The sequence below is a fragment of the Streptomyces sp. DvalAA-43 genome (genome assembly GCF_900091725.1).
Taxonomy (GTDB): domain Bacteria; phylum Actinomycetota; class Actinomycetes; order Streptomycetales; family Streptomycetaceae; genus Streptomyces; species Streptomyces pulveraceus.
The window spans coordinates 175,938-189,329 of the sequence record NZ_FMBW01000095.1 but is presented as its reverse complement, the minus strand read 5'-3'; the positions used below and the strand labels follow the sequence as shown (position 1 = coordinate 189,329).

The window sequence follows — 13,392 nt, the reverse complement described above, 5'->3', positions numbered from 1 at the left end:
CGTCTTCACACCGCTCCCGCGCCCGCCGCGCCCGGCGCCCCGGGGCCAAGGACGACCGGCCGGTCCTCCTCGGACAACCGGTCCAGTTCCTCCCCGATCGCCGCCCGCAGCGCGTCGTGCCGAGGGCCGAGCGCGAAACGTCTCTCGTTCCACCGGTCCCGGGGATACAACCAGACGGGCATGCCCACCAGATCGCCCGGCTCCCACTCGTAGCGGGGCCACACATGTGCGTACAGAAAACCGTCGGTGTTGCCGAGGATCTCCAGATTCACCCGGCGGAATGCGGGGTCAGCACGGCGGCAGGCCCGTTCGACGGCCTCGCCGAGCCGGTCCATGTCGGACAGGAAGGCCAGCCGCTTCGCCCTCGGGAGCTCCGACAGGCGCTGCACCCGTGGTTCGTCGACCAGGAGCACCGAGTACCCCGGCAGGAACTGAACGTCCCCGATCACCGCGAATCCCGCCTCCAGGCGCCGCAGGACGGTCGGGTTCCCGCCCCGCAGGGCGCTGCCTATGCGATCGTTCTTCCAGTCGGAGAGCATCACCGGAATCTACAGCGCCCGGCCGGAACGGATCCGTCACAGACGCTGTTCGGCCAGATCCATCCAGTGCTCCACCTCGCCCGTGGTGAAGTGCCGGATGGCCCAGTCGGTCATGCGCAGACTCATATGGGCCCAGCAGGGGCGCAGGATGTCCTCGGGCAGGGCGTCCAGGATGGCGTCGAGTCGACGGACGACCCCCGGCGGCTGCTCGTCGGCGTGCAGTCCGAAGCGCAGGGTGACCAGGTCGAAACGGCGGTCTCCCCGCCCGGCGCCGTCCCAGTCGATGACCCCGGTGACGGTGCCGTCCACGGCGAGCAGATTGCCGTGGTGGAAGTCCTGGTGCACGACGTCGTCCCCGGCCAGTCGGCGGGGGTGGCCGGCCCCCGTCGTCCTGATCCGCTGCTCCAGGGCGGCGCTGCGCCGGTTGTGATGGCGCAGCGGATCGTGGAGGCAGTAGCCGGGGCCGTCGTCGAGCAGATACAGGTTCATCGACGGGATCCGCGGGTGCTCGGCCAGCAGGCCCGCCTGCGAGGCATTGAGGGCGAGGGCCTGATCCAGTCCGTGGTGGTCCAGACGCTCCATCGGTGTGCCCGGCAGAAGCTGCTGGACCAGCACCGCCGCACGGCCCACCTGGAGCGTCAACTCCGTCGACGGGCAGGGATATCCACGAGCGCGCAACACCTCGCACACCGCCAGCGGACCCGCCCGCAGCTCCTCGACCCGGGTGTCCGGCCGCGACTTGAGGACCGACCGGCGGCCGTCGGGCCCGCGCACGTACGCGGCACCCACCTCACCGCCCGGACAGGGCCCCTCCACCACCAGCTCCACACCTGTCCCGGCGTACACGGCGGCCGCCGTCCGGTCGGCGTCGAGGCGCTCGGCGCGCGCCCAGTTCTGCGGTGATGTGGTCATCGGGGCATTCTCCGCTGCGGCGCCGTCCGTCCCGTCGGCGGGTGTGCCCCGGAGCGGAGCCTCCGACGGGAGGCGGGCGGCGCGGGTCGAAGCCGGGTGCCGCGACTTCGGCCGGGGAGGAGACCACCGACATCATCCGTCCTGGACGACGACGGTGACCGCCGGTGCGGAGTCCTCCCGGTCGGCGAGGTCCGGGAAGAACAGCAGGACCACGGCCGCCGCGCCGAACAGTGTCCCGATGAGGATGACCAGCCCGAACGCACGGCCCTCGGGAGGCCGCCGGACCATGGTGGACGCGGGCGCGGAGCCGATACGGGCCGTCTCCGCCCGGCTCCGCCATTCCGGGCCCGGCCGCCGGACGAGCCGTACCCGCCACGGCCGGTCCGCCGGGTACTCGATCACCACCGTGCCGCCCGGCCGGTACTCCGGGACGTCGACCAGGTTGATGCCCGCCGTCATCCCGACGCGGTACGCCGGGGCGTCGCCCGGATCGACCGTGAGGACGAACTGGATCGGGATGTCCGCCGATTCACCCCCGATGGCGTGCAGGCTCTCGATCCTCGCGAGCGCGGTGCGGGGCACCACGGCCGCCTCGCGGGCACGCCGGGGCATCCCGGCCAGGGAGAACAGGAGGCCATACACCAGAGGCAGGCACAGGCCCGCGACGAACAGTGGCACGATCTCGGCGATCGTGGCGACGACGAGCGCGGCGAGCGATCCTCCGGTCACGCGGCCGGTCATGAACCCACGTGCGAGGGCGACCGGGCCGTTGTGGGTGGGGCGCGCGCTCGCGTTGATCACCATACGAGCGATTGTGCCGTGCGCGGACGGCTGCCGGACAGACTTGCGGCGACCGTGTACGGGTCAATGACAGGAGTGCATATGGTAATTGACGGATCATCACCCCACGCACAAGTCGATTGATGCGAGCCGGTAGATGTCGCCGGTCGAGTCCGCCCTTCATTTGAAGGCACCATCTGGCCGGGCTAGGTTGGACCGCTCGGTATGCAATCCCCTGGAAAGGGACATGAATCGGTATGACCGTCGCCGTACGAGCCCCGGACCAAGGCCCGACTCAAGGCCCGGCCCAAGGCCGTGCCGCCCGGTTGGTGGGGCGGACCCCCGCCGGGGTGCGGCCGTATCTGGAGCTGCTGCGGCTGGACCGGCCGGTGGGCGCCTGGCTGCTGGTGGTGCCCGGATGGATAGCCCTGGGGGCGATAGCCGGGCCCCGGGACGGGGGCCTGCTCGGGCTGCTGCTCCTGGTGTACGGGGTGCTGTCGAGAGGGGCCGCCTGCGGGCTCAACGATGTGCTGGACGCGCGGTTCGACGCACAGGTGCCGCGTACGGCGGGGCGGCCCGTCGCCTCCGGGCGACTGGCGGCCGGGCGGGCACTGGTGCTGTGTGTCGTGGTGGGGGCCGTCGCTCCGCTGGTGATGGGGTTCTGGAGTGTGGAGGCCGTGGTGTGGGCGGCGGCCGGGGCGCCCCTCGCGGCGGTGTATCCGTATATGAAGCGGATCACCCACTGGCCGCATGTGTGGCTGGGGATCACCATGAACTGGACGGTTCCGCTGGTGTACGGCCTGCTCACCGGAGGGCTCGGGCTCGTGGGCGGGGTGCTGTACGGGGCGCTGATCTGCTGGGCCGTGGGGACGGACGTGATCTATGCCTGCCAGGACCGGGAGGCCGATGTACGGGCCGGAGTGCGGTCGGCCGCCGTGCTGCTGGGGCGGCACAGCCGGGTGGCGGTGGGCGGGGTGTACGCGGGGTGTGTGGTGCTGCTCGCCTGGTTCGGGATCGTGGCCGGGCTCGGGCCGCTGTACTGGCCCGGACTGTGCGTGGTCGCGGGGCAGTTGGGATGGCAGGTATGGCGGGCCGACCCTGCGGATGCCGGAGCCTGCGGGTGGGCGTTCGGCACCAATCCTCTGTGCGGACTGCTCATCCTCGTGGCCGTGCTCGCCGGACGGGTCGGTACGCTCGGCTGACGGAAACGGAGCCTGGAGGCGCTGGTGGGACTGCGGGAACGGATCGCGGCGGAACTCACGGCGACCATGCACGGCGGGGATCTCAAGCTGGAGCGGTACGCGGGGCCGCCCGGTGATCCCGGGCTGTTCGGGATCGCCCCGGGGAATCCGGTGTGGCGGGTGCACGGGCACGCCACCGGGATGCTCACCGGCGGGTTCGCCGCGCTCATGCTCCAGTCGCTGCATCCGCTGGCCATGGCGGGGGTCGACCAGCACTCCGACTTCCGCGCCGATCCGGTCGGGCGGCTGAACGGAACCGTACGCTTCATCACCACGACCACCTTCGGCTCCTCGGACGCCGCCCGCGAGGTGATCGACCTCGTCCGGCGGATCCACACCCGGGTGCACGGCACCGCCCCCGACGGCCGGCCGTACCGCGCGGACGACCCCGACCTGCTCACCTGGGTGCACACCGCCGAGGTGCGCAGCTTCCTCGCCGGCCACCAGGCCTACGCACCCCGGCCGCTCCGGCTGACCCCCGCCGAGTGCGACGCCTACTACCGCCAGGCCGCCCCCATGGCCGAGGCGTTGGGCGCACGGAACGTACCGCGCACATCCCTCGAAGCCGAGCGCTATCTGGCCCGTCTCCGCCCCGAACTCCACGCCACCCCGGCCGCGTTGGACTCGGTCCTGTTCCTCCGCCGCTTTGGACGCACACGGCGGGAGCGGCTGGCCGTGGGCCTGCTCACGAACGCCTCGGTCGGGCTCCTCCCCGACTGGGCCCGCACCGAACTCGGCATCCACCGCCCGGCCCCCGTCCGCACCGGCTGGGACCGGCCCCTGGCGACGGCCGTCGGACGCACCCTCCAGTGGGGGCTCGGGCCGTCCCAGATCCAGGCCGCCGCACGGGGGCGGCTGGCGGCGGCACGGCAGGGATGACGTCGAGATCTCCGAGGCGTCCGGGAGCGGCATGCTTGGGTGGAGCGGAACCGGAGGCTCACCGGGTTTCATGACCGGGCGCGGCCGGCCTTCCACCCCCGCTCCCAGGCCCTAGTCCGCCGACGTCGTCCAGCCCAGCGCCTCGATCCGAGCGGCGTCGCCGGGCCGGCTCTCGTCGAAGACCGTCCGGTGGCCGTCCTCGACCCGTACGGCGTCCACGTACGCGCCGCGCCCCACGTACAGCTGATCCGTCGTGTACCGCCACCGCAGCCGCACCTCCTTGCCGCGCCAGGCGGCGAGGTCGGCTTCGAGGTGGTGCCATACCCGGCCGGACCAGCCGGAGGCCGTGCCGGTGGGATGCGGCTCGGGCTCGGTGCGGGGCTTCTCCGCCGTCGGCACGGTGGTGAACGGTACGGGCTGCCAGGTCGCTCCGGCGTCCGCCGACGCCTCCAGGAAGAGGAAGTCGGACCCGGGCTCGGTGTCCCACCACAGGGCCGAGCTCAGCCGGGCGTGCGAGGAGGCGAGTCGCAGCGTCGGCAGGGTGAGCGTGGCCGAGGTGGCGCTCGCCATCCCCGAGAACCATGCGGTACGACCGCGCGTGGGGCGGACCGCGACGGCGCGCGCCATGCGATTGGCCGTGGCGACGCGCGGCGCGCTGCCGGAACGCCAATTGCGGACCGGGTGGACCGAGTTGCCGAGGACGATCAGGAAGGAGTCGGTCGTCGGGTCCAGGACGAGACTGGTGCCGGTGAAGCCCGTGTGGCCGGCGGTGCGCGGTGTGGCCATCGCCCCCATGTACCAGTGCTGGTAGAGCTCGAAACCGAGACCGTGCGCATCGCCGGGGAACGCGGTGTTGAAGTCGGTGAACAGCAGGTCGACCGATGCGGCGGAGAGGATCCGCGCGCGGCCGTACACCCCGCCGTTGAGCAGCGTACGGGCGAGGACCGCCAGGTCCCAGGCGCAGGAGAAGACCCCGGCGTGGCCCGCCACCCCGTCCAGGCTGTACGCGTTCTCGTCGTGCACCTCGCCCCAGACCAGTCCGCGCTCCAGCCCGGACCAGGGCAGCCGGGCGTCCTCGGTGGCGGCGATCTTCGGCTTCCAGGAGGCCGGCGGGTTGTAGCGGGTGCGGTGCATCCCGAGCGGGGCGGTGATCCGCTCGCGGAGCAGGACATCCTGCGTACGGCCGGTGATCTTCTCCAGGACCAGTTGGAGCGAGATCAGATTGAGGTCGGAGTAGAGGTACACCGTGCCGGGCGGGCTGGCGGGCACCTCGTCCCACAGCAGTTGCAGTTTCCCCTCGCGCGTCGGCGCCTTGTACAGCGGGATCCAGGCGCGGAAGCCCGAGGTGTGCGTGAGCAGCTGACGGATCGTGATGTCCTGCTTGCCGCCGCCGGCGAAATCGGGCAGGTACGAGGCGACCTTCGCCTCCAGCTCCAGCGTCCCGCGCTCGATCTGCTGCACGGCCAGGATCGAGGTGAACAGCTTCGAGACCGAGGCCAGGTCGAAGACGGTGTCCTCGGCCATGGGGATCTGCCGGTCGGGCGGGAACTCCACCCCGGTGTCGGTCTTCTCGTCGTACGCCGCGTAGCGCACGGCCTTGCCGATCGGCCGGTGCAGGGCCACCGTGCCACCGCGCCCGGCGAGCAGCACCGCACCCGCGTACCAGGGATGCCCGGGGGAGTCGGCGAGGAACTTCTCCGCGTCGGCCACCAGCTGGTCCAGGGGTTCCTGGAGCAGACCCGCACGGGCGGCCGGTCCGCGCCGCAGCGTCGGCCGGGCCGGTCCCGACGCGGCGCCCCCGAGGGTTCCCGCGCGCATGTCCGACGCCTCCGCCCTCGATTCCATGGCCGACGCCCGCTCCGCGAACGGAATCGGCGCCAGGGCGAGTGCCCCGCCCAGAGCCAGCATCCCACCACCCAGCCTGCGTCGGCTGATCCCTCTGCCCGCCGCGTCCTCGGTCATCCGGAACCCCTTCCCACTGCGCGAAAGTAACTTTCTAAATTTCGTCCGACAATGAAACTTCCTGCCGCCGCAGAGATTACTGTCACCCCCGCCGCCACGGAGGTCCCCTGCGTCACAAAGAATCTGACACTGCATCAGAAAATCTCTTCCCTCGGATGCCCGGCTGCGGCATCCTGCGGCCCATGGAGACGGAGCTGAGCAAGAAACTGGGAGTCGAGCACGCCATCTTCGGCTTCACGCCGTTCCCCGCGGTGGCCGCGGCCATCACCCGGGCCGGCGGGTTCGGCGTACTCGGCGCGGTCCGCTACACCGCCCCCGACGACCTCGCGCGCGACCTCGACTGGATGCAGGAGCACACCGACGGCAAGCCCTACGGCCTCGACGTGGTCATGCCCGCGAGGAAGGTGGAGGGGGTGACCGAGGCCGACGTCGAGGCGATGATCCCGGCCGGGCACCGCCAGTTCGTCCAGGAGACCCTCGCCAAGCACGGCGTACCGGAACTCCCCGAGGGCGAGGCGTCCGGCTGGCGGATCACCGGCTGGATGGAGGAGGTCGCCCGCAACCAGCTCGACGTCGCCTTCGACTACCCCATCGCCCTCCTCGCCAACGCCCTCGGATCGCCGCCCGCCGACGTCGTCGGGCGTGCCCACGACCGGGGCGTGCTCGTCGCCGCCCTCGCCGGGAGCGCCAAGCACGCCCGCCACCACGCCGACGCGGGCATCGACATCGTCGTCGCCCAGGGGTACGAGGCGGGCGGCCACACCGGAGAGATCGCCTCCATGGTCCTGGTCCCGGACGTCGTCGACGCCGTCGGACCCCTGCCCGTCCTCGCCGCCGGCGGGATCGGCAGCGGCGAGCAGATCGCCGCCGGACTCGCCCTCGGCGCCCAGGGCGTCTGGCTCGGCTCCCTCTGGCTGACCACGGAGGAGGCCGACCTCCACTCCCGTGCGCTGACCCGCAAACTCCTCGCGGCCGGTTCCGGGGACACCGTCCGCTCCCGCGCGCTCACCGGCAAACCCGCACGTCAGCTCCGTACCGAATGGACCGACGCCTGGGACGGCCCGGCAGGGCCCGGAACCCTTCCCATGCCGCTCCAGGGACTGCTGGTGGCCGACGCCGTATCGCGCATCCAGAAGTACGAGACCGGCGCACTGCTCGGCACCCCCGTCGGCCAGATCGTCGGCCGGATGAACAGCGAACGCAGCGTGCAGGCCGTCTTCGACGACCTGACCCGCGGCTTCGAGCGTGCCGTGGACCGGATCAACCGCATCGCCGGACGGAGCGACTCATGACCCCGCCGCCCAACGGCTTCTGGGCCCAGGCCACCGCCGACCCCGGCCGCACGGTCCTGACCGCACCCGACGGCGAGAAGTGGACGGCGGGCCGGCTGCACGCCGCCGCCAACCGCCTCGTCCACGGACTGCGCGCGGCCGGGCTGCGGCGGGGCGACGCCTTCGCGGTCGTGCTGCCCAACGGAGTCGAGTTCTTCACCGCCTACCTCGCCGCCTCCCAGGCAGGCTTCTACCTCGTACCCGTCAACCACCACTTCGTCGGCCCCGAGATCGCCTGGATCGTCGCCGACTCCGGCGCCAAGGTGCTCATCGCCCACGAGCGGTTCGCCCAGGCCGCGACCGAGGCCGCCGACGAGGCGGAACTGCCGGCCACCCACCGCTTCGCCGTGGGCACGGTCGACGGCTTCCGCCCGTACGCCGAACTGTCGGAAGGGCAGTCCGGACAGGCCCCGGACGACCGCACCCTGGGCTGGGTCATGAACTACACCTCGGGCACCACGGGCCGCCCGCGCGGCATCCGCCGCCCGCTCTCCGGCCGGCTGCCCGAGGAGAGCCACCTCGGCGGATTCCTCGGCATCTTCGGCATCAAACCGTTCGACGACAACGTCCACCTGGTCTGCTCACCGCTCTACCACACCGCCGTGCTGCAGTTCGCGGGCGCGTCCCTGCACATCGGCCACCCGCTGGTGCTGATGGACCGATGGACGCCCGAGGAGATGCTGCGGCTCATCGACACCCACCGCTGCACCCACACACACATGGTCCCGACCCAGTTCCACCGCCTCCTCGCCCTCCCCGACGAGGTGAGGAGCCGTTACGACGTCACGGCCATGCGGCACGCCATCCACGGCGCCGCGCCCTGCCCCGACCACGTCAAACGCGCCATGATCGACTGGTGGGGGCGGTGCGTCGAGGAGTACTACGCGGCCAGCGAGGGCGGCGGCGCCTTCGCCACCGCCGAGGACTGGCTGAAGAAACCGGGCACGGTCGGCAGGGCCTGGCCGATCAGCGAACTCGCGGTCTTCGACGACGACGGCAACCGGCTGCCGCCCGGCGAGCTCGGCACCGTCTACATGAAGATGAACACCGGCGGATTCAGCTACCACAAGGACGAGACCAAGACGCGGAAGAACCGCATCGGCGACTTCTTCACCGTCGGCGACCTCGGCATCCTCGACGAGGACGGCTACCTCTTCCTCCGCGACCGCAAGATCGACATGATCATCTCCGGTGGCGTCAACATCTACCCCGCCGAGATCGAGGGCACCCTCCTCGGCCACCCCGGGGTCGCCGACGTCGCCGTCTTCGGCATCCCGCACCCGGACTGGGGCGAGGAGGTCAAGGCGGTCGTCGAACCGGCCGCGGGACAGGAGGCGGGGGAGGAGCTCGCCGCCGCGATCCTGCGCCACTGCGAACAGCGTCTCGCCGGGTACAAGCGCCCCCGGACCGTCGACTTCATCGACGTGATGCCCCGCGACCCCAACGGCAAGCTCTACAAACGTCGGCTGCGCGACCCGTACTGGGAAGGCCACGCGCGAGCCCTGTGAGCCGCCGTCCGGCCGCCGTCCGACGAGCGCCCCCGCACCCGCTCTGGCAGGGTGTGGCCCATGAACGCGCGCGCGACGATCCGGACACTGGCTACCCGGTGGACGGTGGTCGTGCCGATCGTCGCCGCACTCGCGCTGGTCTTCAGCTGGGGGCGGCAGCTGCCGCCGTCCGCCGTCGCCGTGGTCGCGCTCTGTCTCGCGGGCGCCGTCCTGGCCGCCGTGCACCACGCCGAGGTCATCGCCCACCGGGTCGGCGAACCGTTCGGCTCGCTCGTCCTGGCCGTCGCCGTCACCGTGATCGAAGTGGCCCTGATCGTCACCCTGATGGTGGACGGCGGCCCCAAGACGTCCGCGCTCGCCCGCGACACCGTCTTCGCCGCAGTGATGATCACCTGCAACGGAATCGTCGGACTCTCCCTGCTCGTGGGCGCCGTCCGCTCCCGCGTCGTCGTCTTCAACGCCGAAGGCTCCGGGGCGGCCCTCGCGACCGTCGCCACGCTCGCCACCCTCAGCCTGGTCCTGCCGACCTTCACCGTCGGCAAACCGGGCCCCGAGTTCTCCACCGCCCAGCTGGCCTTCGCCGCCGTCGCCTCCCTCTTCCTGTACGGGCTGTTCGTCGCCGTGCAGACGGTGCGGCACCGCGAGTACTTCCTGCCCCTCACCCCGGAGGGTGCGCTCAAACCGGACGAGCACCACGCGCCACTGCCCGGCCGGGGCGCCACCGCCCTGAGCCTGGTGATGCTGCTGGTCGCGCTCGTCGCGGTCGTCGGAGACGCCAAGTCCGTCTCGCCGACCATCGAGTCCGGGGTGGAGGCGGCCGGGATGCCCCAGGCGGTGGTCGGGGTCGTCATCGCGCTGCTGGTGCTGCTGCCGGAGACCCTGGCGGCGGTGCGGGCCGCCCGCCGCGAACGCGTCCAGACCAGTCTCAACCTCGCCCTCGGCTCCGCGATGGCGAGCATCGGCCTGACCATTCCGGCCATCGCCCTCGCCTCGGTCTGGCTCGACGGGCCGCTCCATCTCGGCCTCGGCGCCACCCATATGGTGCTGCTCGCGCTCACCGTGGTGGTCGGCGCGCTGACCGTCGTACCCGGGCGCGCCACCCTGCTCCAGGGCGGCGTCCACCTCTCGATCTTCGCCGCGTTCGTCTTCCTCGCGATCAGCCCCTGACCCCGCGGCCCGGCCCCTGCCGACACCGCCACCGGCGTCCGGACCCTTGACCCGCGGGTTCCGGCCGCACAGGATCACGCCATGACAGGTGTACGGAGCAGCACAGTCGACGGAGTCCTGGCACGCAGCGCCCGGCGCGCCCCGGGGAGCACCGCCCTGCGGTACGCGGACCGGACATGGACCTACGGGGAGCTCGACGAGGCCGTCAGCACCGCCGCCGCCGTCCTCACCCAGGAACACGGACTGCACCCGGGCGACCGGGTCGCCTGCTACGCGCACAACTCCGACGCGTATCTGATCGGCTTCCTCGGCTGTGCCCGCGCCGGCCTGGTCCATGTGCCGGTCAACCAGAACCTCACCGGCGACGACCTCACCTACATCCTCGAACAGTCCGGCAGCGCCCTCGTCCTCACCGACCCGGACCTCGCCGACCGGATTCCTGCCACGTTCCCCGTACGCGCGCTGCGCGACGCACCGGACTCCCTCCTGGCGGCCACCGCCCGCCCGCGCCCCTTCGCCCCGGAGCGCGAGCCGGGCGCGGGAGCCCTCGTCCAGCTGCTCTACACCTCGGGCACCACCGCGCTGCCCAAGGGCGCGATGATGACCCACGGCGCGCTCGTGCACGAGTACGTCAGTGCCATCACGGCACTCGATCTGCGGGCCACCGACCGGCCCGTCCACTCGCTGCCGCTCTACCACTCCGCGCAGATGCATGTCTTCCTGCTGCCCTACCTCGCGGTCGGGGCGCAGAACACCATCCTCGACACACCCGACGCCGACCGGATCTTCGACCTCGTCGAGTCGGGACAGGCCGATAGCGTCTTCGCCCCGCCGACCGTCTGGATCGGCATCTCCCGGCACCCCGGCTTCACCACCCGCGAACTCGGCGGGCTGCGAAAGGCGTACTACGGCGCATCGATCATGCCCGTCCCCGTACTGGAACGGCTCCGCGAACGGCTGCCCGCGCTCGCCTTCTACAACTGCTTCGGACAGAGCGAGATCGGCCCGCTCGCCACCGTCCTCGGACCGGACGAGCACGAGGGCCGGATGGACTCCTGCGGCAGGCCCGTCCTCTTCGTCGAGGCCCGGGTCGTCGACCAGCACGGCAAGGAGGTGCCCGACGGCACGGCCGGTGAAGTGGTCTACCGCTCACCGCAGCTGTGCGAGGGGTACTGGGACCGGCCCGAGGAGACCGCGGCGGCCTTCCGTGACGGCTGGTTCCACTCCGGCGACCTCGCGGTGCGCGACGCCGAGGGTTTCCTCACCGTCGTCGACCGGGTGAAGGACGTCATCAACTCCGGCGGTGTCCTCGTCGCCTCCCGGCAGGTCGAGGACGCCCTCTACACCCACCCCGCCGTCGCCGAGGCCGCCGTCGTCGGACTGCCCGACGAGCGCTGGATCGAGGCCGTCACCGCCGTCGTCGTGCTGCGCGAGGGCGCGACGGCGGCCGAACTCATCGACCACGCCCGCGAGCGGCTCGCCCACTTCAAGGCCCCGAAGAAGGTCCTGTTCGTGGACGAACTGCCGCGCAACGCCAGCGGGAAGATCCTCAAGCGGGAGCTGCGCGACCGGTTCGCGTGACGGACCGGGCCGACTTCCCGGAGCGGCCCCGACACCCGCTCGCGACGGGCCGGGCGGGCTTCCCGGCGATGCCCTAACGCCCGCCGCGCTCGTCCACGATCCGCCTGAACTTGCCGACCGACCTCTCCAGCGTCTCCGGATCGACGATCTCGACCCCGACCGACACCCCGATCCCGTCCTTGACGGCCGCCGTGATCGACGCCGCGGCCGCGGTCCGCTGCTCCGGGGTGGCCCCCGCCCGCGCCTCCGCCCGCACGGTCAGCGCGTCGAGACGGCCCTCGCGGGTCAGCCTCAGCTGGAAGTGCGGCGCCACCCCCGGGGTGCGCAGCACGATCTCCTCGATCTGGGTCGGGAAGAGATTCACACCGCGCAGGATCACCAGGTCGTCGCTGCGCCCGGTCACCTTCTCCATCCGCCGGAACACCCGGGCCGTGCCCGGCAGCAGCCGGGTCAGGTCCCGCGTCCGATAGCGGATCACCGGCATGGCCTCCTTGGTGAGCGAGGTGAAGACCAGCTCGCCCTCCTCGCCCTCCGGCAGCACCTCGCCGGTGAGCGGATCGACGACCTCGGGATAGAAGTGGTCCTCCCAGATGTGCAGCCCGTCCTTCGTCTCGACGCACTCCTGCGCCACACCGGGCCCCATCACCTCCGAAAGGCCGTAGATGTCGACGGCGTCGATCGCGAACCGCTCCTCGATCTCACGCCGCATCTCCTCCGTCCACGGCTCGGCACCGAAGATCCCCACCTTCAGCGAGGTCGAACGGGGGTCGATGCCCTGCCGCTCGAACTCGTCGAGGAGCGTCAGCACGTACGACGGGGTCACCATGATGATCTCGGGGCGGAAGTCCTGGATCAGCTGGACCTGGCGCGCCGTCATGCCTCCGGAGGCGGGGACGACCGTGCAGCCGAGCCGCTCCGCGCCGTAGTGTGCGCCCAGTCCGCCGGTGAACAGCCCGTATCCGTACGCCACATGGACCTTGTGCCCGGGGCGTCCGCCGGCGGCCCGGATGGAGCGGGCGACCACATCGGCCCAGGTGTCCAGGTCCCGTCGGGTGTAGCCGACGACGGTGGGGCGGCCCGTCGTCCCGCTGGAGGCGTGGATCCTGCGGATGCTCTCCTCGGGTACGGCGAACATGCCGAAGGGGTAGTTGTCCCGCAGGTCGGCCTTGGTCGTGAAGGGGAACCGGGCGAGATCGGCGAGGGTACGGCAGTCGTCCGGGCGCAGTCCGGCCCGGTCGAACGCGGCCCGGTAGTGGCCGACGTTCTCGTACGCGTGGCGCAGCGTGGCCCGCAGCCGCTCCAGCTGGAGTGCCTCCAGCTCGTCCCGGCCCAGTCGTTCCGCCTCGTCCAGCAGAGACGTCATCGGGATCTCCCTCTTCCGAGCAGGCGACCGATCATTCGGTCGATCTTTCGGTAGCAGTAATTCAGCATCCTCCGCCGGATGGCAAGAGGGGCGACGCGGCCGATCGGGATCACGACTTCGCTCATACCG

The 13,392-nt window shown here is 71.6% G+C and carries 11 protein-coding genes; 6 read left to right on the top strand and 5 right to left on the bottom strand.

Annotation, left to right across the window (positions count from 1 at the left end):
* Positions 1 to 5: 5 nt before the first annotated feature.
* The 3 genes from GA0115234_RS40685 to GA0115234_RS40675 form a co-directional block, all read right to left on the bottom strand.
* Positions 6 to 539, bottom strand: coding sequence for a diadenosine tetraphosphate hydrolase (locus tag GA0115234_RS40685; protein ID WP_093551877.1), 534 nt, complete (start codon positions 537 to 539; stop codon positions 6 to 8).
* 36 nt (positions 540 to 575) lie between these two features.
* Complete coding sequence (locus GA0115234_RS40680; protein ID WP_093551875.1) at positions 576 to 1,451, bottom strand: phosphotransferase; 876 nt, start codon at positions 1,449 to 1,451, stop codon at positions 576 to 578.
* Between the two features lie 132 nt (positions 1,452 to 1,583).
* Entirely contained in the window at positions 1,584 to 2,255 is a 672-nt protein-coding gene (locus GA0115234_RS40675; protein ID WP_093551873.1) for a hypothetical protein, read from the bottom strand.
* Between the two features lie 305 nt (positions 2,256 to 2,560).
* Here GA0115234_RS40675 and GA0115234_RS40670 point away from each other — a divergent pair, with 305 nt between their 5' ends.
* Both GA0115234_RS40670 and GA0115234_RS40665 read left to right on the top strand, forming a co-directional pair.
* Positions 2,561 to 3,433 carry a 4-hydroxybenzoate octaprenyltransferase gene (locus GA0115234_RS40670; protein ID WP_161275757.1) on the top strand — a complete coding sequence of 291 codons (873 nt, stop codon included), beginning with the start codon at positions 2,561 to 2,563 and terminating at the stop codon, positions 3,431 to 3,433.
* A 24-nt stretch (positions 3,434 to 3,457) separates the two neighbouring features.
* Entirely contained in the window at positions 3,458 to 4,351 is an 894-nt protein-coding gene (locus GA0115234_RS40665; protein WP_256088939.1) for an oxygenase MpaB family protein, read from the top strand.
* A 111-nt stretch (positions 4,352 to 4,462) separates the two neighbouring features.
* On the opposite strand, the gene GA0115234_RS40660 is transcribed toward GA0115234_RS40665, so the two are convergent.
* Positions 4,463 to 6,313, bottom strand: coding sequence for a serine hydrolase domain-containing protein (locus GA0115234_RS40660; protein ID WP_093551870.1), 1,851 nt, complete (start codon positions 6,311 to 6,313; stop codon positions 4,463 to 4,465).
* A gap of 182 nt (positions 6,314 to 6,495) precedes the next feature.
* Between GA0115234_RS40660 and GA0115234_RS40655 the strand changes: the two genes are divergently transcribed.
* The 4 genes from GA0115234_RS40655 (at position 6,496) to GA0115234_RS40640 (ending at position 11,900) form a co-directional block, all read left to right on the top strand.
* On the top strand, positions 6,496 to 7,605 hold the full coding sequence (locus tag GA0115234_RS40655; protein ID WP_093552027.1) for an NAD(P)H-dependent flavin oxidoreductase: 1,110 nt from the start codon (positions 6,496 to 6,498) through the stop codon (positions 7,603 to 7,605).
* A complete protein-coding gene (locus tag GA0115234_RS40650) occupies positions 7,602 to 9,152 on the top strand; it encodes an acyl-CoA synthetase (protein ID WP_093551868.1) in 1,551 nt (516 codons plus the stop codon). The genes GA0115234_RS40655 and GA0115234_RS40650 overlap by 4 nt, the downstream gene beginning before the upstream one ends.
* Before the next feature lie 60 nt (positions 9,153 to 9,212).
* The gene (locus tag GA0115234_RS40645) at positions 9,213 to 10,319 is read left to right on the top strand and encodes a calcium:proton antiporter (RefSeq protein WP_093551866.1); all 1,107 of its coding nucleotides are present in this window, start codon (positions 9,213 to 9,215) and stop codon (positions 10,317 to 10,319) included.
* An 81-nt stretch (positions 10,320 to 10,400) separates the two neighbouring features.
* Positions 10,401 to 11,900: an acyl-CoA synthetase gene (locus tag GA0115234_RS40640; RefSeq protein ID WP_093551864.1), complete on the top strand. Its 1,500-nt coding sequence runs from the start codon at positions 10,401 to 10,403 to the stop codon at positions 11,898 to 11,900.
* Between the two features lie 73 nt (positions 11,901 to 11,973).
* Here GA0115234_RS40640 and paaK read toward each other — a convergent pair whose 3' ends face one another.
* Complete coding sequence (gene paaK / locus GA0115234_RS40635) at positions 11,974 to 13,263, bottom strand: phenylacetate--CoA ligase PaaK (protein ID WP_093551862.1); 1,290 nt, start codon at positions 13,261 to 13,263, stop codon at positions 11,974 to 11,976.
* Positions 13,264 to 13,392 lie beyond the last annotated feature (129 nt).